Annotated in this window: 23 protein-coding genes; 5 read left to right on the forward strand and 18 right to left on the reverse strand. The window is 39.6% G+C overall.

The genetic code is table 11. The features are described from left to right. Positions 1-3 precede the first annotated feature (3 nt). The 7 genes from IQ236_RS05905 to IQ236_RS05935 all read right to left on the reverse strand — a co-directional run bounded on the left by IQ236_RS05905 (position 4) and on the right by IQ236_RS05935 (position 8876). Positions 4-435, reverse strand: a complete 432-nt coding sequence (locus tag IQ236_RS05905; RefSeq protein ID WP_193868395.1) for a hypothetical protein — start codon at positions 433-435, stop codon at positions 4-6. Positions 436-513: 78 nt separating this feature from the next. Further along, positions 514-915, reverse strand: a complete 402-nt coding sequence (locus tag IQ236_RS05910) for a response regulator (RefSeq protein WP_193868396.1) — start codon at positions 913-915, stop codon at positions 514-516. 235 nt (positions 916-1150) lie between these two features. Continuing rightward, on the reverse strand, positions 1151-1525 hold the full coding sequence (locus IQ236_RS05915; RefSeq protein ID WP_228041445.1) for a response regulator: 375 nt from the start codon (positions 1523-1525) through the stop codon (positions 1151-1153). Then, positions 1503-5399, reverse strand: a complete 3897-nt coding sequence (locus IQ236_RS05920; RefSeq protein WP_193868398.1) for a PAS domain S-box protein — start codon at positions 5397-5399, stop codon at positions 1503-1505. Before IQ236_RS05920 ends, IQ236_RS05915 begins: the two co-directional genes overlap by 23 nt. Before the next feature lie 65 nt (positions 5400-5464). Further along, positions 5465-5860 (reverse strand): four helix bundle protein, encoded by a 396-nt coding sequence (locus IQ236_RS05925; protein ID WP_193868399.1) that lies wholly within the window; start codon positions 5858-5860, stop codon positions 5465-5467. A gap of 291 nt (positions 5861-6151) precedes the next feature. After that, a complete protein-coding gene (locus IQ236_RS05930) occupies positions 6152-8596 on the reverse strand; it encodes a response regulator (RefSeq protein ID WP_193868400.1) in 2445 nt (814 codons plus the stop codon). 88 nt (positions 8597-8684) lie between these two features. Then, positions 8685-8876: a hypothetical protein gene (locus IQ236_RS05935; RefSeq protein WP_190518251.1), complete on the reverse strand. Its 192-nt coding sequence runs from the start codon at positions 8874-8876 to the stop codon at positions 8685-8687. 262 nt (positions 8877-9138) lie between these two features. Here IQ236_RS05935 and IQ236_RS05940 point away from each other — a divergent pair, with 262 nt between their 5' ends. From IQ236_RS05940 to IQ236_RS05950, 3 genes are all read left to right on the forward strand, one after another. Then, positions 9139-9693 carry a DUF2062 domain-containing protein gene (locus IQ236_RS05940; RefSeq protein ID WP_193868401.1) on the forward strand — a complete coding sequence of 185 codons (555 nt, stop codon included), beginning with the start codon at positions 9139-9141 and terminating at the stop codon, positions 9691-9693. Positions 9694-9794: 101 nt separating this feature from the next. Beyond that, a complete protein-coding gene (locus IQ236_RS05945) occupies positions 9795-10577 on the forward strand; it encodes an SDR family NAD(P)-dependent oxidoreductase (protein ID WP_193868402.1) in 783 nt (260 codons plus the stop codon). Between the two features lie 107 nt (positions 10578-10684). After that, positions 10685-11989 carry a DNA cytosine methyltransferase gene (locus IQ236_RS05950; RefSeq protein WP_228041446.1) on the forward strand — a complete coding sequence of 435 codons (1305 nt, stop codon included), beginning with the start codon at positions 10685-10687 and terminating at the stop codon, positions 11987-11989. A 13-nt stretch (positions 11990-12002) separates the two neighbouring features. Here the strand turns inward: IQ236_RS05950 and IQ236_RS05955 are convergent, their stop codons facing one another. From IQ236_RS05955 to IQ236_RS05980, 6 genes are all read right to left on the reverse strand, one after another. After that, the gene (locus IQ236_RS05955) at positions 12003-13091 is read right to left on the reverse strand and encodes a SinI family restriction endonuclease (protein ID WP_193868403.1); all 1089 of its coding nucleotides are present in this window, start codon (positions 13089-13091) and stop codon (positions 12003-12005) included. Between the two features lie 215 nt (positions 13092-13306). After that, positions 13307-14368: an N-acetyl-gamma-glutamyl-phosphate reductase gene (gene argC / locus IQ236_RS05960; protein ID WP_193868404.1), complete on the reverse strand. Its 1062-nt coding sequence runs from the start codon at positions 14366-14368 to the stop codon at positions 13307-13309. 120 nt (positions 14369-14488) lie between these two features. Then, a complete protein-coding gene (locus IQ236_RS05965) occupies positions 14489-15682 on the reverse strand; it encodes a tetratricopeptide repeat protein (protein WP_193868405.1) in 1194 nt (397 codons plus the stop codon). Positions 15683-15730: 48 nt separating this feature from the next. Continuing rightward, positions 15731-16327 carry a fasciclin domain-containing protein gene (locus IQ236_RS05970; RefSeq protein WP_193868406.1) on the reverse strand — a complete coding sequence of 199 codons (597 nt, stop codon included), beginning with the start codon at positions 16325-16327 and terminating at the stop codon, positions 15731-15733. Between the two features lie 27 nt (positions 16328-16354). Further along, positions 16355-16915 (reverse strand): fasciclin domain-containing protein, encoded by a 561-nt coding sequence (locus tag IQ236_RS05975; RefSeq protein WP_193868407.1) that lies wholly within the window; start codon positions 16913-16915, stop codon positions 16355-16357. A gap of 121 nt (positions 16916-17036) precedes the next feature. Then, positions 17037-17840, reverse strand: a complete 804-nt coding sequence (locus IQ236_RS05980) for an MBL fold metallo-hydrolase (protein ID WP_193868408.1) — start codon at positions 17838-17840, stop codon at positions 17037-17039. Between the two features lie 218 nt (positions 17841-18058). Between IQ236_RS05980 and IQ236_RS05985 the strand changes: the two genes are divergently transcribed. Beyond that, on the forward strand, positions 18059-19312 hold the full coding sequence (locus IQ236_RS05985) for an RNA-guided endonuclease InsQ/TnpB family protein (RefSeq protein ID WP_193868409.1): 1254 nt from the start codon (positions 18059-18061) through the stop codon (positions 19310-19312). Positions 19313-19317: 5 nt separating this feature from the next. On the opposite strand, the gene IQ236_RS05990 is transcribed toward IQ236_RS05985, so the two are convergent. The 5 genes from IQ236_RS05990 to IQ236_RS06010 form a co-directional block, all read right to left on the reverse strand. Further along, positions 19318-19905 carry an anthranilate synthase component II gene (locus IQ236_RS05990; RefSeq protein ID WP_193868410.1) on the reverse strand — a complete coding sequence of 196 codons (588 nt, stop codon included), beginning with the start codon at positions 19903-19905 and terminating at the stop codon, positions 19318-19320. A 3-nt stretch (positions 19906-19908) separates the two neighbouring features. Next, positions 19909-20328 (reverse strand): diacylglycerol kinase, encoded by a 420-nt coding sequence (locus IQ236_RS05995; RefSeq protein ID WP_228041453.1) that lies wholly within the window; start codon positions 20326-20328, stop codon positions 19909-19911. 233 nt (positions 20329-20561) lie between these two features. After that, positions 20562-21131, reverse strand: a complete 570-nt coding sequence (gene ybeY, locus IQ236_RS06000) for an rRNA maturation RNase YbeY (RefSeq protein ID WP_193868412.1) — start codon at positions 21129-21131, stop codon at positions 20562-20564. Between the two features lie 158 nt (positions 21132-21289). After that, positions 21290-21469: a DUF3285 domain-containing protein gene (locus IQ236_RS06005; RefSeq protein WP_193868413.1), complete on the reverse strand. Its 180-nt coding sequence runs from the start codon at positions 21467-21469 to the stop codon at positions 21290-21292. Positions 21470-21590: 121 nt separating this feature from the next. Next, positions 21591-22208, reverse strand: a complete 618-nt coding sequence (locus IQ236_RS06010) for a thylakoid membrane photosystem I accumulation factor (RefSeq protein WP_193868414.1) — start codon at positions 22206-22208, stop codon at positions 21591-21593. 687 nt (positions 22209-22895) lie between these two features. On the opposite strand from IQ236_RS06010, the gene apcA reads away from it, so the two are divergent. Then, complete coding sequence (gene apcA / locus IQ236_RS06015) at positions 22896-23381, forward strand: allophycocyanin subunit alpha (RefSeq protein WP_072720268.1); 486 nt, start codon at positions 22896-22898, stop codon at positions 23379-23381. The last annotated feature ends 19 nt before the right edge of the window (positions 23382-23400 follow it).

Genomic DNA, 23400 nt, shown 5'->3' on the forward strand with positions numbered 1-23400 from the left:
TTCCTAAAATTCTGAGTGACGGAGAACGGTAAGAATCAGGGTTATATCTTCATTCGGAAGGGGAATTTTAGAAGACTTTAATAACTCTGGTTTGAAAGAATCAGCAAGGACGAGATAACCCTCGGAATCAAATGTAAAATCTTCTAAGGTTAATCCTGAAACAAGAAGTTTGTTAGAGATTTCTTGATGAATCACGTCCCTAACATTGACTTCTGGTTCTAAACAGTGGGGATGCTGTAATAACCAAAGAGTTGTTTGAGGACAGGTATTAACGACGGCTTGAACAGCCTTGATCAAGACTTCTTTAATATGATTAGGATTAGGAATAAAGCTGAGAAAATTTTTCAGAATAGAAAGGTTATTGACGTTTTTATCTTTCAGTAACGCAATAGCAATATTAATAGCTATTTCAAAATCTTGTGAGTAGGTATACATTGTTTTGATGATTAATTAGGGACTCAAGAATAACGCTAATGATTTACATCTAAGATTTATCCGGGAATTGAGGAAACTTTAATAGAGGCAAAAACTAGCTTTATTTTGTTTTGGTTCATCCGGCAAATAACAATGCAACATTTCTAACAACATTTGGGGCCAGAAGGGTTTGTATAAAATGGCATTGGGTAAGTAATTAGTTTGCCAGCTATCAGTAGTTTTCAATTCATATCCAGTGGTTAAAATAAACGGCGTTTTTTCATCCTTAAAATCCCTGCGAATTTTTTGTAGCAATTCTAATCCAGTCCCATCAGGAAGGGTGTAACTCGATAAAACGAGATCAGGATTTTCTTCTTTTAGCCGTTCATAACCTTCTTGAACTGTATGAGCTTTTACAGAATAAAAACCCATTTCCATTAGCCATTCCGATAAAATTTCCAGCAGAAATCTATCATTTTCAAGAGTTAATATTTTGTACATAAATGCTCCCATTTGGGGATTTTATCTATCTTCTATTTACAAAAAATTTATGAATTTTTTATGAATTCAATAAAAACTTAATATTTTCTTTAACAATAGGGAATCACAAACAGCCAGAAAAAGAATTGACCCTTTAACTATATCCGTTATTTTCTATAGCAGGCAACAGGACTAACAACTAACAACTGGTAGAGACGTGCCATGGCACGTCTCTACTGATAACTGATAACTGATTTTAGTCATTCCAATTCAACAGCAAGCGCATCTGTTGAACTAAATCGGGTGCTGTGAAGGGTTTAGTAATGACTCCAGCAATAGGAAGTTCAATCAATTGTTGCTTTTCGTAAATCTGAGCTTTTGCCGTTAATAAAATCACCGGAATCGATGAAATAATTGAACTTTCCTGTATTTTTTTAAAGGTCGTAATACCATCCATTTCTGGCATCATCACATCTAATAGAATAACATCAGGATGGTCTACTAACGCTCGATCAATGCCTTGCTGACCGGATGTTTCCATCAATACCTCCCAACCCGCAATTGCTGTTAAGGAAATCTGGACAATTTGACCAATCGCCCGATCATCATCAATAATAAGAACTCGCTTCATAATTAATAGGAATTGTAAAATAAAATGTGCTGCCGACTTGGAGACGACTTTCCACCCAAATTTGTCCCCCATGCTGTTGAATAATACTCCGACAAATAGCTAATCCTAAACCAGTTCCCCCTTTTTCCCGCGAATCAGAACTGTCAACTTGGTGGAAGCGTTCAAAAATACTCTCCAGGTTTTCTTTCGGAATTCCCCGTCCTTGATCTCGAATTGCAAATAACAAAAAGTCAGAGGTTAGGGGTGGATAAATTTTGTTGGAGGTTGAAGCTTGATGTGTATTGATAGTCGGTTGTTCATCATCTGAAGAAGATTGATAAAGATGCACTGAAAGATGAATTACAGAGTGATTAGGAGAGAATTTAATGGCATTACTCAGCAGATTAATCAAAACTTGTAATAATCGATCTGGATCAGCATCAATCTCAAAAGGTTGAATCTGACTTTCAAGGACAATCCCACCTTGATTGGCTAACTCCTGCATTTGAGCAATCGCGGTATTGATTAAAATCGTAACATCACAAGGGCGAATTGCCAGACGAATTTTACCCGATTCCAAACGCTCTAAATCTAAAATATCATTCACCAAACGCACCAACCGATTAACCCCGGTCATGACAATATCCAGGGTAATTTGTCCTTCAGGAGACTGCGGTGCAATAATATTGCTATGAAGTAAACTCAAACCCGCCTGCATAGCAGTTAGTGGCGTGCGTAACTCATGACTGACCATCGAAATAAATTCAGCCTTCATACGTTCGAGTTGATAGCGTTCTGTAATATCTTCTCCAATACTGAGGGTACCAATAGGCTGACCCTCAACATTTTGTAATAAAGTATTATTCCAGGCGATTATGCGTTCCTCTCCTGATTGGGTGAGAATAGAATTTTGATAATAGGGATGGAAATCAGTCGCCATAATCTCTTGGAACGTCTTGTTGACTTCTAATTTTTGATCAAGGGGAACAAAGTGATCAAACCACATTTTTCCTAAAACTTCCACTTCTGAATATCCGGTTAATTTCAGGAAAAAAGGATTGACATATTCAACCTGACTATCCTGATTTAAAGCTACAACAATTAACTGCACATTATCGAGAAGAGATTGCCAACGTCGGTTGGATTCGCGTAAGGTTGCTTCTGTTTGTTTTTGCTGTGTAATATTACGAATAATAGTAGAAATAAATTGAACTTGATTCGTCCCAAATGTATGAGCCAGGATCACTTGAGAAACCGGAATTTCCGCTCCATCCGATTTCAAAATAGCCGTTTCTCCCATCCAAACCCCTTCTCGAATCGCAGTGGGAATTCCCTGATTTTTAAGAATAGAAAAAGCCCAGGGCGGGTGTACATCAGGAATCGAAAGTTGATCAATTGGTGTGTGTTCTGAAAAGCCAAACACTCGACAACCTGACAAGTTCAGGTATTCTACCTCCAGGGTATTCACCGCCGCCGTTGCGATAATATCGGACGTTACTTCTAAAATATCAATTAGTTTTTCTCGCTCGATTTCAATTCGTTTGCGATCGCTAATTTCTATAATAATATTCCCAATTGCATTTTGATTTTTACTGTTTCCTGGAATTGGAAAATAGGACACTAACCAATAGCGCATCACGTTGGGTTCTTGGGGTAAAGCGATCGCCATTTCTAAATTAGATACGGCTTCTCCCGTTTCCAATACCTGTTGTAATAAAGGTTGAATTGAGGGAGCTAGATGGGGTAAAATTTCTGTGACTGAATGATTAAGATGGGCTTCAATAGAATAACCATTCATATCAGCAAAGGCTTGATTGACTTGCACAAAGCGGAACTGATGATCTCGAATTCCTAAGCCAATATTAGCAACGGAAGCCGCATCAAAGAAGCTTTGTAACAGTTGTTCGGTGTTTTTTAATTCGTTCTCCATGATTTCTCTGGCTATCAGTTCTTCTTGCAGACGATTATTGATTTGAGTTAATATTTTTGTGCGTTGTTTAACCTTTTCTTCTAGTTCTGTATTCAGATTATGTAGGGCAATTTCTGCTTGTTTACGCGGGGTAATATCCTTGATCACCCCTAACATTCGAGTCGGTTGATCTCGGAGAATGTTACCCGCACCCCAAATCCAATGCAAGCTCCCATCGGGCTTAATAATTCGATATTCTACCGAGTACAATTCTTGAGTTTGGATGGACTGTTGCAATCCTGCTTCTACGTCTTCGATATCATCAGGATGGACAGATTTTTGCCAGGTTGCATAGTCGGAAACTGCCGTTTCTGGATCTAATCCCAATAGGCGGAAGTGATTTTCATTCCACACAACGTCCTGAGTTTGCAAATTCCAATCCCAGCAGCCAATTCCGGTTAAATCTAGGGCTAAATTTAACCGTTCTTCGCTAATTTGCGCCTGGGTTTCCAGGTGTTTATGTTCTGTGAGATCAAGCACGCAACCCGCTACCATGACCACATGACCTTCTTGATCAGACAACGGCTTCCCCTTAGCCAAAACCCAGCGTACTGTACCATCGGGCCAAATAATTCGATACTCGGCGTTATAGGGTTGTTGATGGGCGATGGTTTGTCCTATGGCTTCCCTGACCCGATGGCAATCATCGGGATGGATATGTTGGATAATCGAGTTAAAGGTTACGGTTCCTGGGGTGGGGGGAAAGCCAAAGATCGCCTTAAACCGATCAGACACCGTAGAAACTTGAGCCGCTACATCCAGACACCAGGTTCCTAAATCGGCCGATTCTACTGCGGTTTTTAAGTGTTCTTGACTGTGTTGTAATGCGATTTCTGCCTGTTTTCGGTCTAATAATTCCTGTTGTAGTTCTTCGAGTAAGGTGGCTTGTTGAATGGCAATACTGACTTGAGTGGCTAATTCCTGCATTAAGTTAACTTCATTGGCTGTCCAAAATCGAGGAGCGGTACAATGATGGGCAATTAATAACCCCCAAAGATGATCTCGCAATAACAGGGGAACGATGAGGTTACTGCGGACGTGTAACTGTTCGAGAAATTCTCGATGACAGTCACTGATGTCAGGATCGGTATAAATATCTTGGATCACTCGGGTTCGTCCCTGTTCGTAGGGTGTGACCCAGGTGTAGGGAAAGTGTTCTTCTGGCATCACCTGTCCTAGAAGGGATAAGGTTGGATCACAAACCGATTCCTGTAGGATGATACCTGTGCGATCAGGTTGAAATTGATAGACAATCACGCGATCGCTTTGTAGAATCTGTCTAATTTCTGTAACGGTTGTTTGCAGAATTTCGTCTAAATTGAGAGACTGACGAATCGATAAAGCCGTTTTAGCAATCAATTGTTGGCGTTGTTGTTGCCATTGTTGTTCCTGTAAGAGTTGAGTTTTTTGAACTAAATGAGTCACGGATCGATTTAAACTATCCGCAGTAATCTGGCTTTTATCTAAATAATCTTGAGCACCTTGTTTGAAGAATTCAACGGCAATTTCTGTATTTCCCTGTCCTGTAATAACCAGAGCCGGACATTGATGATTTTCCCAATATGTCCGAAATTGGATTAAAAATTCTAACCCGTCCATATCGGGTAAACTATAATCTAATAGCAGAATATCGGGCTGATTTTGTTGACACCAACTTAAAGCTTCTTCCCCTAAATTAAAGTTAATAATCTCATAATTATACTCCTGATTTTGTCTGAGGAACCGTTGATAAATATTGCGATAAACTTCACAATCTTCTACACATAGAACTTGCAGGGATTTACCATTTTCCCTAGAACTCAAGTAATTTACCAACAATGACGGTTTAGACGGGCTCTGTTCTGTTACCTGTGTTAGGGTTGCCACCTGCGCCCGTAGCACCTCTAACTCCGCGATTAATTGTGCTTTCGTCTTCAGGTGATCCATAATCAGTTATCAGTTATCAGTTATCAGTTATCAGTTATCAGTTATCAGTTATCAGTTATCAGTTATCAGTTATCAATTATCGGTTGACAGTTTTTGCTGATTCTAGTATTTTTAAGGATGGCAAAAAGAATTTTTCCGACTTCATCAGCATCTTGATAGATACTGTTAAAAGCTTGTTCATCTAAATAGCCTGTGTCTTTTAATAAAGAAAGCCAGTATTTAGTTTCCAGACATTCTTTATAAGCAATAGACATTTTGGCAGAAAAATCTGCTGGAGATATTGCACCATTAGCTTCAGCAATATTCGCTCCCATTGATGTACCACTTCTAATTAACTGCTTAGACAAAACCCACTCCTGTTTATTTTGAGTTAGATATTTATAAGCATTAACAACCCGAATCGCAAATTTATAAGCTTTATCATAAACCAAACTTTTTTGAGACAATCCTTCATCACTCATCAATCCCTCCTTTTAGATCAGTTATCAGTTATCAGTTATCAGTTATCAGTTGACAGTTGACAGTTGGCAGTTGACAGTTATATATCAGTAAAACAGTAAACAGTAGTCAGTAATCAGGTTAGCAGTTATTAGTAGTTTAGTTTTTAGTTTTGAGTAGGAACCTAATCTGATTACTTGTCAACGATTAACGATTGGCTCACGCTCTAATATCCACTGTCTACTGCTCACTCTTGCACTAATAACTAATAACTGATCACTGGTACAGACGCGCCATGGCACGTCTCTACACTGTCAACTGATTACTATTCGACTTCTGCCTTGGGCTTTAGCTTGGTAAAGGGCTGTATCCGCAGCTTGGTAAAGGGTTTGTATGTCTTTGCCATCATCAGGAAACTGAGCAATTCCTCCACTAAAGGTGACTTGAAAGGGAATTCCATTCTTAGCCCAGAATTGGTGCTGGCTGAATACCTCAAAAATCTCCTGTAATCGATGAATTCCAGTAGATTTCATTATCCCATATATGCCTATTACAAATTCTTCACCTCCCCAACGTCCTACCACGTCTTCTTGTCTTAAGGATTGTTGTAAAAGTTTGCCCAAATAACTTAAAACCTGATCTCCGATATCGTGTCCATATTGATCATTGATGCGTTTGAAATGATCTAAGTCCAACATTACTAGACTGAAGGGTTGTTGTTGTCGTTGGGCTAAATGCAGTAACGAAGTCAGGTCTTGTAACGCTTTTCGCCGGAGACTGACTCCCGTTAACTCATCCAATTCCGTCATTTTCCAGCGTTGTCGCTGTTGTAGTCGAATTTCAATCCGAGTCAGCAATTCTTGGGGGCCAATGGGTTTCGATAAAACATCATCAGCCCCGGCGGTAAAACTGCGTTGAATGGTTTCAGGGTCAGTATAACCGGATAAAACCAAGATGGGTAATCGGTTCCAGCGTGGATCACGGCGAATAATTTCACACAAATCCCAACCCGTGACACTGGGGGAGGGTATGGGATCTGTCAGGTTCAAGGCGCAGATGTTGGATAATTCCAAATCCAGAATTAACAAATCAGGAGCCGTTTGTTCTAAGATTTCCCAAAATTTTTCAGCTTGATTCAGCAAGATGACCTGATAACCTGCGTCTTCTAATACACTTTCTAAAGCTTCTAGTAAAATTAGATTGTCATCAACGACTAAAATCCGAGTCGATAGGGAATTTTTTTGCTCTAAAACTTGGGATACCGCCTGCATGATTTGATTGGGAGTTAAGGGTTTTTGCAAGAAGCAGGGACTTCCCAACCGCGCCGCCTCAATTCGCTTCATCCAGGCGGGTTCTGCGGTTAACATCACCACTGAAATATTGGGATATTGATCTCGTACCGTTGCGAGAAAATCTAATCCCGTTTCTGTAGAATTCGGGAAGTTGAGATCCAAGATCATGCCATCAAATTGATACTGAGTCAACAATTGTTGGGCTTGGCGGAGATCCGTGGCAATATGAGATTCATAGCCCCAATTCACGGCTTCAATAGCAATAATTTGAGCCAGGGGAAAATCATCATCTACAAGTAACAATGTGCTGCGAATCGGGGTTTTAGATTGAGGTTGAGGTTGGGGGTCACTTTTGGGGTGAATCTGTTGATTGGTCTGTTCAATGGCGTTCCGTAATTTGGTTGTTAAGGTTTGGAGTTGGTCGGCTTCTGCTAATCCCAAGGGTTCTCCCGATTTCAAAATTTGCTGAATTTGGCGGGATAAATCCGAGGCTGACATTAATCCAAAACACCCTAATGATCCGATTAACGTATGAATTTCTCGTTCTGCATGGTGTTGTTGTTCGGGGGTTAATCGTCCTTCATATAAGGCTGCGATCGCCTGTTGAACAATAGATAAGCGCTCACAGTAAAGGGGTTGGGACTCCTGCCACACGGGCCACAATTCCGGTAGCATTTCTGAAGTTAGGAAAGACGGATCTAATTGTTGAGAAAATTCCTTCAAAACTTCCGGTTTTTTTGGTGATTTTTGGGCTTTATTTGGGGTTTGATTCTGTTTTTCTAATCTTAATCGATAGCCTAATTTATAAAGGGTTTCTATAATATCTTCAGAACCCTGCTCTTTGAGTTTCTTTCGTAATCCTTTAATATGCGCTCGAACTGTTCCTTCACTGGGAAAATCATCGTAGTTCCACAGACAATCTAATAAGCGACTGACACTAAAAATCTGATGGGGATTTCGCAGAAAAAGCTCTAATAATTCATATTCTTTTGCGGTTAATAAAAGCGGTTGATCTTGATAAGTTACTTGACAACTATTAAGATTCATACATAATTCCCCCCAAGTTAATTGGGGTGAGCGAGTTCCTGGATGTCGTCGCAATAAGGCCCTAATTCGAGCTAAAAATTCTTGTAAATCAAACGGTTTAACAATATAATCATCTGCTCCTGCATCCAAACCCATGACTTTATTGGTGACTGTATCCAAAGCGGTCATCAGCAGTACGGGTGTATCAGAATTCCGGCTTGAGGGGGAGGAGGAATTTACTCGAAGTTGTTGACAAAACTGTAAACCATCTAATCGAGGTAAACCTATATCGAGTAAGATTAAGTCGTAGGTAAAGGTTTCTGCAAAGTTCCATCCGATCAATCCATCTCTGGCTAAATCGACCTGATAATGATGCTGCACTAAGAGAGTTTCTAATAGTTTAGCTAAATTGGGATCATCTTCTACACACAGAATTTTCACATTTTTATTCCTTGTGGATGTTATGCGGGATGATTCAATTTTACGCACTATTGCCTACTTCTTAATCAAGTATTATAAAGGAGGTCGGTCAGCGTAATAAAGATAGAACCAGAGAAGGTTGACTAGGGAGAGAAGTCTCTTTGCGGGATAAAATGCTGAGGGGCGGATTTTTAAGCTCGAATACAGGCATTTCTTCCCAACAATGACGACAGAACCAATAGACTTGATGGTTGCGGGTATGACGAAGCATTGATTCAGAGCAGCAGGGACAAGTATTCATATTCATAGGAGGGTTAAGGAATTTTATTCAAAGTAAAGTATTATTAAGAGCGAACTGGGACTAAAAAGTTATTCCCGGTATCCAATTCTAATGTAGACTCAACTTGTGAAAATTTTGTGAATATTCTATTTTTATTTTGTTTTTTCTATTTCTGATTGATTATTCTCTATTCCTGTTCTCACTTTCATAAAAACAACCCATTGATAGAGGTTGAGAAAACCCGCTACAATTAAGATGAATCAAGAAGTAGGAGGACAATGGGATGCGACCGTTGCTGGAGATGCACCGACAACGCCAAATAATGGCTGCATCTCGACCCAAACCCGTTCAGAAGTTATGGCGTCAGTGGAGGAAATACTTTTATCGTCGTTTTATCCACCGTCAAGGTAAACCTGAATACTTAGCTAGAGGTTTAGCTGTTGGGGTGTTTACGGGTTGGTTTCCGTTTTTTGGCTTACAAATCATTTTAGGGGTGGCTTTAGCAACCCTCCTGCGGGGTCATAAATTGTTGGCGGTCGTCGGAACTTGGGTGAGTAACCCGATTACCTCTATTCCGATTTATTGGTTTAATTTTCATATCGGTCAATGGTTATTAGGGTTTCCCACCCTTTCTTTAGAACAAGAACAATCTTTATCCTTTGATAATATTCTCAATTTAGGCACAGATTTTATGAGTGCTTTATTGGTTGGATCTTTCACAGTTGCCTTAATTTGTGCAATGATTAGTTATTGGGGAAGTTTATATTTTATTCACCGTTTGCATCAAAAACAATTTTATCGACGGTATCGAAAAATGCACTCATCTGATTACAATTGATTCTGGGTTATTAATTTCTAATATAAAGCTAGTAATCTTAACAAAATATCAAAAATACGTTACAATAATAGATTAGAAAGTTATTTTAGGATTGAGAATTAATGAAAACGGCATTAATTACAGGAGCGTCTGTTGGAATTGGGGCGGCGTTTGCAAAGGAACTAGCATCTCGCAAAATGGATGTGGTTTTGGTAGCTCGTTCTCAAGATAAATTAGAAAAACTGGCTGAACAATTTCAAACTCAATATAATATTAAAGCTCATGTCATTCCTCAAGATTTAACGAAACCGGGTGCAGCAAAAGCGGTTTATGATGCTATCTCTCAAGCGGGATTAACTGTTGATTTACTGATTAATAATGCCGGGTTTGGAGATTATGGAGCCTTTGTTGATCGAGCCTTAGAAAAACAAGTGCAAATGGTTCAGTTGAATATTCTAGCTTTAGTTGAACTGACTCATTTATTCTTAACCGATATGAAAAAACGCAGGTCGGGTGCAATTGTTAATGTGGCGTCTATTGCGGGTTATCAACCTTTACCTTATTCTTCGGTTTACTCTGGAACAAAAGCTTTTGTTTTGACGTTTACAGAAGCTTTATGGGCAGAAAATAAAGACTCTGGGGTGAGAATTTTAGTCGTCTGTCCGGGCCCTACAGAATCTAACTTTTTTGTAGAAGCAGAATTTCCCCAAACCTTTGCAGGTGCAGGACAAAATTATGCAACGGCGGAGCAAGTGGTTGAAGAGACATTACAAGCCTTAGAAAAAGAGTTTTCAACTTTAGTAACGGGGGGGTTTAGTAATCAATTTATTGTGAATTTACCTCGATTTTTCCCCAGGGATACGATTGTTAGTATTGTGGAAAAACAGTTTAAACCGAAAAAATAATTGTGTTGTTGGGCTTGAGCATAAAGATTATAAGGCTAAAGCCCAACAACGATTTCTACGGATAAGTGTCGCTTAGTTTATCAACCTGAGTGGGAGGCTATTGTTGAATGGATTGCTCATTAAGTTATGCAGATATCCTAAAAAAAGGAGATGGTGTCTTGATTCCTGGTCATAGCCGAAAGTATTTCAGGAAGCCATATCTAAAAGCGTTAAGTTTTTTTTCAGGTTGCATGGGTTTGGATTTGGGACTAGAAAGAGAAGGAATTGAAATACTTCTGGCCTGTGAACTTGATCGAGCAGCCCGAAAAACTATTCAAACAAATCGACCAGATCTAGCCATTATTGGGGATATCAGAGATTATTCAGCGACAGAAATTCGGGAAAAGGCAGGATTGAGTTTAGCCACAGAGATCGATATAATCGTTGGTGGCCCACCGTGTCAAGCGTTTAGTAGTGCGGGTAAGCGTCAAGGATTTAACGACGAACGTGGAAATGTTTTCTTAAAGTTTATTGATTTGATTACTGAACTTCAACCCCGATTTGCAGTAATTGAGAATGTCCGAGGATTACTATCTGCTCCGTTACAGCACAGACCCCATGAAATGAGGGGGAAGAACTTTCCATCTCTATCTCAAGATGAAAAAAGGGGTGGCGCACTCCTGTTTATCATTCAACGACTCAAAGAAGCCGGGTACAGCATTTCCTTCAATTTATATAATGCTGCTAATTTCGGGTCGCCACAACAGCGAGAAAGAGTAATTATTACTTGTAACCGGGATGGAGAAAAACTCCCCTATCTCACACCAACTCACTCAGAAAAAGAGTTATATGGTCTTACACGATGGCGGACATTGCAAGAAGCACTGGAAGGACTACCTAGAGATGGGCACCACTTTGTTAAGTTTCCTGAAAAACGACTCAAATACTATCGGCTGTTGAAACCTGGACAATATTGGCGGGACTTACCAACAGGACTTCACCAGGAAGCACTTGGGGCTTCTTATCATACAGGTGGCGGGAAAACTGGTTTCTACCGGAGGTTAGCTTGGGATAAGCCTTCTCCGACCCTAGTAACCCATCCAGCTATGCCTGCAACTGACCTCGCCCATCCAGAAGAGGATAGACCCCTGAGTATTGAAGAGTACAAGCGAATACAAGAATTTCCCGATGATTGGATCATCACGGGTACTTTACTCGATCAGTATCGACAAGTCGGAAATGCAGTACCCTGTTCTTTGGGAAGAGCTATCGCCAGAATGTTATTGACTTATTTGAAAGGAGAAACACCGATTGTTTATCCAAACTTTCCCTATTCGCGCTACCACAAGACTGACGATGTGAGTTGGATGGTTGAAACTCTGGGTGATCTTGAAGAAACATTAGGAAAGCAACTTTCTTTGAATTTAATCTGAGTGACTAAGTACCCTACTCATGGTTTTCTTGATTATACAGATCTGAGATATATTTTTCTAATTTTTCTTCCGACATCGAATCATCACCCAATAAACCGATAATCTTATTAAGTTCGTCCCAATTTGTATTTCGCTTATCGGGGGGGTTGACCAAATCATTAAAACCAAGCTGTCGTGCTAAATCAATCCATGTGTTCCACTGTTGATAATTTCCTATTGGTTTAATATGTTTTAAATTTGGCTCTTTCTTAAGCTTTTCCTTAAACTTTTTCAGTTTACTCTTATCCGTTACTTCTATTCCTAATTTTTCGTATATGTTATTTTTTAAACTATCTCGTTTCAGTTCCCATTTAGAATAAGATCTACACCAAAGTTTACTATCAATACGATCCTTATAATCCTTATCTTTAAATATCTCCCTAATTTTTGAGCTAGAGCTATTTTCCGTATTGTCTCCATTTTTGACTTGTAAACAAATCCATTTTTCTTGAGGTGGGGTAGGAAATTTTATAAAATCAGTCGCAAGAATGATCTCACTACGACACCAAATCCAGCCATGATTTTCAATGACACCTGCAATATATCTCTCCAGAAGACTTCCAAGAAGATTTTCTGCTGACATTGCGAGAATATGACTATTGATGTGGGCTTCAGCTTCCTCATCAGTACATTCTTCACTCTTTTGAAGTATCAATCGAACCATCTGATCTGGAATAGTTCCGCCAATTTCTAGCTCTTTCCTGATTTTCAAATTAGCTTCTTTTCTACCATTTTGGTATTTTTTTAGAATACCTATAAACTTTTGTTGAGTAGTCTTCTCTTCCGTTTTTACGTCATTTTTTTTGCTTTTTTTTTCTTCTGTAGTGTCCTCTTTTTTCGTTTTTACGTCGCTTTTATCTTGATTTTCTTGTTCTTTTGTTAGGAGTTTAGGAAACTGATTTATGAAGAAAAGTAGCTGACAAACTTTTTCTTTATGTTCAGGATCTAGCATAGCCTCTTTCATGGCTATCTGAATATCAGTCTTATTTTCTTCCTTGAAATTTTCGTAATCCCTAAATATTTGACTTTCCAAATCCGAACTATCTATACTGTTCTCGTGCATAAAACCAATGCAAAGTATTAAAACTGAACTTATAATTGCTATTTTATCATTAAAGCAGTCCCAACAGCAACAAAATATTAAGAGTGCGTTACAATTATTATTGTTGATTTACCTCGATTTTTCCCTATAGATACGATTGTTAGTATTGTAGAAAAACAGTTTAAACCTAAGAAATAATCCCGTAGAGACGTGCCATGGCACGTCTCTACAACGGTTTAAGGATAGAAACACAATTGCGGTAAACCTAATGTTTCTTCCCAACCCATCATAATATTCATACACTGCACTCCTTGTCCGGCTTGACCTTTAATTAAGTTATCAATAGCCGACATCACAATCACTCGTCCGGTGCGTTGATCAACTTCAATTCCTAAATAACAAAGATTAGTTCCACAAGCCCATTTTGTTTGGGGATAAGTTCCACCCGGTAAAATTTTAACCAAGGGAGAATTGCGATAAAACGCTTTATAAATGGTGATTAAATCTTCTCGAACTAACCCCGGATCTCGTAAGGTTGCATAAACCGTTGCTAAAATTCCCCGTACCATTGGCATTAAATGGGGAGTAAATTGAACTAAAATATCATGTCCGGCTAACTCACTACAAATTTCTTCAATTTCTGGGGTATGACGATGATGACCCCCCACACTATAAGCGCCAATTGAACTATCAGCTTCTGCTAATAACATATTAACTTTCGCTTGTCTACCGCCTCCAGAAGTGCCTGATTTAGCATCAATAATTGCAGTATCAGGAACCACTAATCCCTGTTTTAATAAGGGTGCAATGGCTAATAAGCTCGCTGTTACATAACAACCTGCACAACCGACTAATTGAGCGGTATAAAGGCGATCGCGATACAGTTCAGGTAAGCCATAAACTGCCGTTGCTGCGATCGCTTGATCCTGACGATCTCCCCCATACCATTTTTTATAAATGTCTAAATTAGAAAATCGATAATCTGCCGATAAATCTAATACTTTGCAGCCTTTTTCAAGCAAAGGGGGAGCCATTTGATAAGCTAAACCATTGGGGAGAGATAGAAAGACAATTTGACATTTAGAGGCAATTTTATCAAGATCAATGGGTTCTATCACTAAATCCACACATTCATTCAAATGGGGATAGAGACTGCAAAAGGGTTTTCCAGCACTACTATCACCCCCCAAATAGGCAATCTTGACCAGGGGATGATCCTGCAATAAGCGAACCAGTTGCACCCCACCATAACCTGATGCTCCCACAATCCCCACAGGAATCCGTTCTGTATTACTCATATTACCTAACTCCTAGTAAAATCCTATAATCCGTTAGACAAGCGACTGACAAGCTTTTGCTGCATGATAGCGGATTCTGGAAAAATTTGGAAAAATCTTTTGGAATTTCTCTGGGATATCTCACAGTCGAAAACCCATTTCCGCGAGTCCCATCCGTAAGCGTTCAGCTTCGGGGGAGTTGTTTTGTTCGTGTAATTCAATGGCGGCTTTAAACATCAGAAAACTATCGCTGAGTTGACCAATTTGGAGTAATAAAACTCCTAAATTTTGGAAGGTTTCGGCAGAATTGGGATTGAGTTCTATGGCTTTTTGATAAGCTGCGATCGCTTCTCGATAAGCCCCCATTGCTCTTAAGGTCATGCCTAAGTTATAATGAGCGATCGCTAAAGTCGGATCAATTTCAATAGCAGTTTGATACGCTATTTTAGCAGATTCTAGTTCTTCTTCTTGTTTAAAAATATTCCCTAAATTGTTATAGGCTCCTAGCTTCAATTGAGGTAAAATATTGATCTCAATAGCTTGTTGATAATAATGTTTTGCTTCTGTGAATTGTTGTTGTTTTCCATAAGCAATTCCTAAATGATAATGCAGTTCATATAAAACCCCTTCTTCTATCTCATTTCCTTGAGATAAACCTAATTTTAAGAGTTCAATTCCTCGATTTAAGTCTCCAATTTCGACATATAAAGCTCCTAATTTACTCGCAGCATAGGCATCATGAGGATGTTCTGTTAAATAACGTTCCATTGATGATTTTGCGGCTTGCCATTTGTTGCGTTTAGTGATAGTTTCAGCTTGATATCCATCATGTAAAATCGCTACTTTCGGTAAAGTTCCAATTTTCCATTGAGGTTTTTGGCGAATTAATTCGGTAATACTATCATCCACCATTGCATGATAGGGACGAGAAAAACAAATTTGGGGATGATTTCTAAATAATCGAGACACCAAAGAATAGGGAGATTGACTCGCACCGATTTCTTGGCGAATTAAGTTAATCACAATTAAATCCCGGTTTTGCATCATTTGATGGAGGTATTCTCCCATTCCCGGTGCTAATCTTTCATCTGCATCTAAGACTAAAATCCATTGTCCCGTTGCATAACTTAAAGCTGCATTTCTGGCTTTAGCAAAATCATCACACCAGTCAAAAAAATGAACACTCGCCCCAAATTGTTGAGCAATTTTTGGGGTTCTATCCGTTGACCCCGTATCTACAATAATAATCTCATCAACAATTCCTTTAACGCTGTTTAAACATTTAGCTAAAGTCTCCTCTTCGTTTTTAACAATCATGCAAAGGCTTAATTTCATAACCGGGAATAAAGTAGTTTTTTAGATGCAATCAAGATTAATTTTACCTTATTCAGGTAATACCATCACTTTATCAATAACATGAATAACTCCATTACTCGCCGGAATATCAGAATCAATTACCCTGGCATCTTCGACTTGAATTTGATTATTATCGGTTCCTACCGTAATAGAATCTCCTTCTAAAGTTGTTACTTCTCCTGCTTTTAAATCCGTTGCGGTGACTTTCCCTGGAATCACATGATATTTTAATAAATCAGTAATTTTACTCAAGTCTTTTGATTTGAGGATAGCTTCTAAAATTTCTTGGGGTAATTTAGCAAAGGCTTCATCCGTTGGAGCAAAAATTGTAAAATCTCCCTTTTTTAGAGCATCTAATAATCCGGTTGTTTGTAAAATCGCTGCTAAAATTGTAAAACGGTCATCGGATAAAATAATACTAGCTAAATCTCCACCCACAGCTTTAATCACTTCTTTAGGAATTGGAAGTTGGGCAATATCTTGGCGACAAATTAGGTCTGAATGGGGAGATATCTGAACTTCTGCTGCGACAACGGGGGAAATTGTTCCTAAACTTAGAATACTCAAAATACTAATCAGTCCTACCCGTTTACCTGAGTTTCGATATTCTGTTAAATTTTTCATGATTAAATCCTCTTTAAATTATGTAAATTAGTTGGGTTTAATTACGGTATCAATGACATGAATGACCCCATTACTAGCTGGAACATCAGCTTTAATAACTGTTGCATTATCAATTTTTACCGATGCACCCACTTGTACGTTAATGGTATCTCCTTCTACGGTTTCGACTTCCCCAGATTTGAGGTCAGTTGACAATACTTTTCCCGGAACAACATGATAGGTCAAAATCTTGACTAATTCTGCTTTATTTTCGGGTTTGAGTAAGTTTTCTAAAGTTCCTGGCGGAAGTTCTGAAAATGCTTTATCCGTTGGTGCAAATATTGTAAATGGCCCTTCTGCTTTCAGGATATCGACTAAATCCGCCGCTTGCAAGGCTTGGGTTAAAATTGTAAACTCACCCGCACTCACCACCGTATCCACAATATCCAGTGATGTTGTAGCGGGAATTTGGGCCATATTAACAAAGTTTGTTAAGGTGTGATTGTACAGTTGCGCTTCAACGGGTACACTTCCGCCGAGTATCACCCCAACAGCGCTAAAAAATACTGTTATTTGTTTCAATTTTTGAGTGTGATTTTGAGGATTCATAAAAAATTTACAATGAGGATTTATCAGTTATCATTTGGTAGGGGATTCATCAAAATTTTAGTTAATTTTAAAGATCCCGACTGTACTTGTTAACAACTAAAGATTAACTGTAAACTAAAACCTAACTCCTTGGATTATTATCAAAGTTATAACTTAAGACATCAATTCTGGGGCCTTGTTTGGGTAAATTATCGGCGGTTAATGTCAGGGTATCTGTTTGTTGAATTTGTATGGAGTTTCCTGCCATTACGGTTAAAAAATTATCAATGGGTTCAAGATCACAGGTTGTTGCATCCGCCGCTAACGTTCGATAATGGGTGGGAATTACAATTCGCGGATTCAAAAATTCAATGGTTTTTTTGGCTTCTTCTGGGGTATAGGATTTTGCACCTCCGCCAACCGGAATTAACATTAAATCAGGACGACCAATTAAAATACGTTCTTCCATTCCTAAAGGGGCTGCTAGTCCTCCTAAATGTAAAATTTTAATCCCGGCTTGTTTCCATAACCAAGCGACATTAACGCCAAATCTGCGCCCTTCAAATCGGTCTTTAATCGTGCGAATCCCTTGAATTTGAGTGCCATTAAATTGATAGACACCCGGTTCATATAATAAAGCGGGATTTCCTGTAAATCCTTCTATCACTCCCTCATCTAAGAGACGGCTACTAATTAAGACTAAATCCGTTTGAAATTGTTGCGGACTGCGATAACCACTGGTGCACCCAATTTGGCGAAAAGGATTGACTAAAACTCTTAATCCTCCCCCTGTAAATAAAAAAGCCGTATGTCCTAACCATTGGACAGTTAAAGTATTTCCAGAAGCAGATTGGGCTGTAGATTTTTGCCATTGAGACGTTAACCCAGTTGCTAACGTTGTTAATAGCGTGGTGGTTGTTAATTGAATTAATTTTCGCCGTTTCATAATTTTTGGGTTGACGGAAGCAAGGGATTAAAGCCGGGATGACCGTTCCGAGTTAACAATTATCTAGGATCTCGGTTTGAAGGTACTATAGTTACAGCTTTGCTTAACGGTGGGATGAAAAACCGAGGAATATACCCAGTGTAGCACGATATAGAAACAGTTGACACAAAACAGAAAACTTGTGCTAACCTAGATTTAGGTCGAGATAGGTAGCATAAATGTTGGTTTTAGAATTTAAAGTTAGAGCCGCATTGCAACAACGCAAGGCAATAGATGAAGCGATTCGTACAGCCCAATTCGTCCAGAACAAGTGTTTAAGATATTGGAGGGATAACAAAGGGGTTAATAAGTACGATTTGAACAAATATTGTCGTGTATTAGCTCATGACTTTAAATTCGCGTCGGAATTGAATTCTCAAGCTAGACAATCTAGCGCCGAGAGAGCATGGTCAGCTATCGCTCGATTCTACGATAATTGCAAACGGAAAGTTCCCGGCAAAAAAGGCTTCCCTAAATTCAAAAAGAATTGCCGTTCGGTTGAATATAAAACAACCGGATGGCAATTAAATTTAGAAACTCGTAAAGCCATTACCTTTACTGACAAGAAAGGGATTGGGCGGTTACGGTTAGTAGGAAGCTATGATCTGCACTTCTATCAACCCGAACAAATTAAACGAGTTCGATTAGTTAGGCGTGCAGACGGCTACTATTGCCAATTTCTACTCTCAATTGACGTTAAGATTCAATCTGAACCAACTAATAAAACAATCGGTTTAGATGTAGGATTATCTGCTTTCTACACTGATGACCAAGGTAATAAAGTAGATCACCCCAAATTCTTAAGAAAAGGAGAGAAGAAAATTAAGCGGTTACAAAGACAACTTTCTCGTAAACAGAAAGGGTCTAATAACCGCAAAAAAGCCAGACAGAGATTATCTAAGGCTCATCTAAAAATTAGTCGGCAACGAAAAGAGTTTAGCAAGCGTGTTGCATACTCCGTCATCCAATCTAACGATTTGGTCGCCTACGAAGATTTAAGAATTAAGAACTTAGTCAAAAATCATTGTCTAGCTAAATCAATTAGTGATGCAGCTTGGTATCAATTCCGTATTTGGTTAGAATATTTTGGGAGAAAGTATGGCAAGGCTACTATTGCTGTTCCTCCTCAATATACAAGCCAAAATTGCTCTAATTGTGGAAAAACCGTCAAAAAATCCCTATCAACAAGAACCCATGTTTGTAGTTGTGGATGTCAGTTAGATAGGGATGAAAATGCTGCAAAAAATATTTTAAGAATTGGATTAAGTACGGCAGGACATACCGGAACTTTGGTTCGGCTCCGCTCACCGAGCGAAGTCGAGGTGAACGCTTTGGGAGAATTGACCTCTACTTTGACAGAATCCGTTCTGTTAAGGCAAGTCGATTCGCTGAACAAAGAATCTCACCTTACATCGCTTCGCGATGTAAGGTGAGAGTGTCAAATCTGCTCTAGGAAATTTCTTAAGAGTTGTTTTCCAGAACGGGTGAGAACGCTTTCCGGGTGAAATTGTACCCCCTGAATATGGGGATAGTCCCGATGGCGAACCCCCATAATTGTCCCATCTTCTACCCATCCGGTAATTTCTAAAACGTCAGGACAGGTTTCTCGTTCAATCACTAAGCTATGATAGCGAGTGGCGGTTAAGGGATTCTCGATATTAGAGAAAACACCGACCCCAGTATGATGAACGGGGGATGTTTTTCCGTGCATCAGTTCCGGTGCAGAAATAATATTCCCCCCGAATACTTGACCAATACTTTGATGACCTAAACATACGCCTAAAATGGGTAAAGTTGGCCCTAATTCTCGAATTAATTCTAGGGAAATTCCGGCATCTTCTGGACGACCTGGCCCTGGAGAAATCACCACAGCATCAGGTTTCATCTGACGAATTTCTTCGATAGAAATTTTGTCATTTCTAAACACTTGAACTTCAGAAGCAATCGGTAATTCTTGACCTAGCTCTCCTAAATATTGAACAATATTGTAAGTAAAACTATCGTAATTATCAATAACAATAATCAAGGTTTAAACTCCTAATAAGGTAAGGTTAATCCAGGCGATGAAAGGAGGTAATAGTAAGATTACAGCCACAAATAATGCCACGATAGCAGAGATTAAAACGGCCGCAGCAGCGCAATCTTTAGCAATTTTGGCTAACTCATGGTAAGACTGACCCACCGTTAAATCAACAACGGATTCTATGGCTGTATTCAATAATTCCATTGTCATTACCGCCCCAATGGTTAAGCCAATAATTGCCACTTCCACCTTGGGTAAATTTAAAAAAACACCCAAGCCAATGGCTAGGGTTCCAATAATAGTATGAATCCGAAAGTTTCTTTGGGTTCTAAAAGCATAGATGATTCCAGCCCAAGCATATCTAAAGCTAACTAATAAATTAGATGCTATTGTCCAAGATAATTCTCGGTTATATTTTTTTCCCATAGCATCAGACCGGTTGGGCTGTACTGGTGTTGTTCCTTGAGGTAGAGAAATCAACGATGAGGCTGCAAATTCGGAAATAGAGGGTTTGTTTAGGTGCATTAGTGGATAGATCCTTCACTGATTACATTTTTAACCACATTCAGTTTCCATAGGCATACTGCAAGCAATCTACCATAATTTTATAAATCTGTGCTTCATGGTTCTACCTGAGAATTTGTGCTGTACTCAGGGAGTCACTGTAGCGAGTTAACTAATCCAATGGTTTCTAAAAGAACTCGTTGTTGGTTTAACATTTCCGTTAAACTTTCATCATCAGGATGATCCCAACCTAAAAGATGTAATAACCCGTGAGTCGCTAACCATCCTAACTCGGTTTTGAGGGAATGCCGCTGTTCTTGAGCTTGGTTGTAAGCAGTTTCCACTGAAATGACAATATCACCCAAATACAGGGATTGAGAAGATAAAATTTCGGGAGGTCGGGGACAATCGACCTCTAATGTAGCAAAGGCTAACACATCCGTAGGTTTATTTTGGGAACGATACTGAGTATTTAACGTTTCTATCTCCGTATTATCCGTCAGACGCAAGCTTAATTCATAACTGGATGCTCTGGGAAGATCAAACTGTAAATGATTCAGCCAAATTTGAAACCAATTTTCCCATTCTGTTTCCTTGATGGGACAGTCAATTATAACCGGGGAAGACTCTATAATCTCGTCTGGGCTGGAGTTAGGTTCTGGGTTTTCTAATACAAACCGATCCCAAAAACAGTCCTGTATACTAACTTCAATTTTAACGCTCATTTATAGAAGGAAACAGAGAATTACGAATTACGAATTACGAATGGGGAACAGGGAACAGGGAGGAAAAGACAAACACAAGTCTAGCTTTGCTGTATCACTCTTTGTCTTAATAGGTCTGGCGACTGCTATCCGATAAAATTTAATTAAAATTCTAGGGGTTAGCGAGTCAGGTAAGCCATCCCGATGAGAAATCCTAATAAACCCATCGTGGTTAATGCCAAATGAAACAACGACTTTCCGCCTTTGCGAACCATATTTCGCATCGCTAATTTAACATAGCTGGGTTTGGATTCGTTAGGTTTAACTTCTGAGGATGCTGGAGAGGAGGGGGTATTCATCACGCTTGGTTTAGAAATTAATAGGGGAAAATAGACCGACTGACTCAATCTTAACAAAAATGTAACATTTTATGAAGCGATCGCCCGGTCGAATCTACAATCCACAATATCCCCAACGGTTTTAACGCTGAGTTTCTACTAACTCGGTGTTAAATTCATTGAAAGAACGTCGCCGCAATTCCACAGATTCAGACCGAGGAAGTAAATCAAAAACTTGACGAAACACATCATCGACACGTTCAAAAGCAACTTGTCCGTTTTGATCAAGAACCACTTTCCCCGACTGGTCAATTAATACGGTTTGAGGAACATAGCCTTTGTAATAATAGCCCGGTTCCTGGGGGGAAAACTGGGTATCGGGTAATAAAGTATCAACATTGACCGGAATAAAATCAGCAGACCTTCCGTAAAAACGCTGAAGTTCAGATACAGTTGTTGTAAATTTTTTACAATCTTTGCTATCGTCCAAGAAAAAGACTAATAAAGCGGGTCTACCTTGTCTACGGGATTCTGCTAAGGTAACTCTGGGAGGGACTAGGGAACCATTTCCCCCATACAGCGCAAAAATATTACCATCAAAGCGATCATCATCCAAATTGGCTAACGCGGTCGGAACAAGGGTAAAAAAGAATACACTAACAATCACTAAGGTTGTCAGTAGGGTTTTGAAACCGTTAAAACCCGGAAAGCACTGTTGTAGAACTTTGAACGGAGGACAATTCCATGGAGTTAGACGCATATTCTGGAAGCAACAATTCAGATAGAAACCGAATCTATTGTGACATTAGTTTTCCGGTGTTCTCAAAAAATAGATATAGTTTTTGACTGGGCTTAGGGTTGATGATGTTTTGGATTAAATTTTACCTGCAAAAACCAGTGGACACCGCTCCCGCCTCGTGGAATGTTAAAAACTATTACAATCCCGCTAAGAATGTGGGCTCTATGCCTCAAAATACAAGCGATAGGTAGTAACAGTATTGGGCGAATGTCCAAAGCGAGTTACAGTCGCCGGAAGGCATTCGGAGACTCTAAACGGGCGTGGAGAAAGAAAGCATAAGACCTAAGAATTTAGGCTGTGATCAAGGAAGCGTCAACCCATCAGATGCAGACCCGAATCGGGAGCAGGCTGGGAATTCACTTGCTTTCGGGCAGTGGAGGATGTCAAGCTTGTGAACTGTCCCCTAAAAATCTCAAAAATTTTTGAGGGCTAGGAACAAGCCAAAAGTGAACCGATAAAAATCTTAAATAAAAATAGATTTGATTGCGGATCACAAAGCAGATACACTCTAAGATCATGCCTTGATCCAGAATGTATCTGAACAAGCAGGAACGCTCAGAGGTCACTCTGAGACTCTCCAACTCAATTACATGGGTTTTCGGGAGAGTGTCAATCAGGAAAACGTTAGCTAAACGCTTTTTGTAGAAAATGAGTATCGTCACAAAATCCATCGTTAATGCCGACGCCGAAGCGCGTTACCTCAGCCCTGGTGAATTAGATCGAATCAAAGCCTTCGTCACCTCTGGTGAGCGTCGCGTTCGCATCGCCGAAACGCTGACAGGTGCCCGTGAGCGCATCATCAAAGAAGCTGGAAGCCAACTCTTCCAGAAACGCCCTGATGTGGTCTCTCCTGGTGGCAATGCTTATGGCCAAGAAATGACCGCTACCTGCTTACGCGACCTCGACTATTACCTGCGTCTGGTCACCTATGGAATCGTTGCGGGCGATGTTACCCCCATCGAAGAAATCGGGATTGTTGGCGCTCGGGAAATGTACAAATCTCTGGGTACCCCCATTGAAGCCGTTGTCGAAGGAATTCGTGCTACGAAGAATGTTGCTGCTGGTCTGTTATCTGGTGAAGATGCAGCCGAAGCCTCAGCTTACTTCGACTATGTGATCGGTGCAATGTCATAGTTCCGATTGCTTTATCACC

The organism is Planktothrix mougeotii LEGE 06226 (assembly GCF_015207485.1).
GTDB lineage: Bacteria > Cyanobacteriota > Cyanobacteriia > Cyanobacteriales > Microcoleaceae > Planktothrix.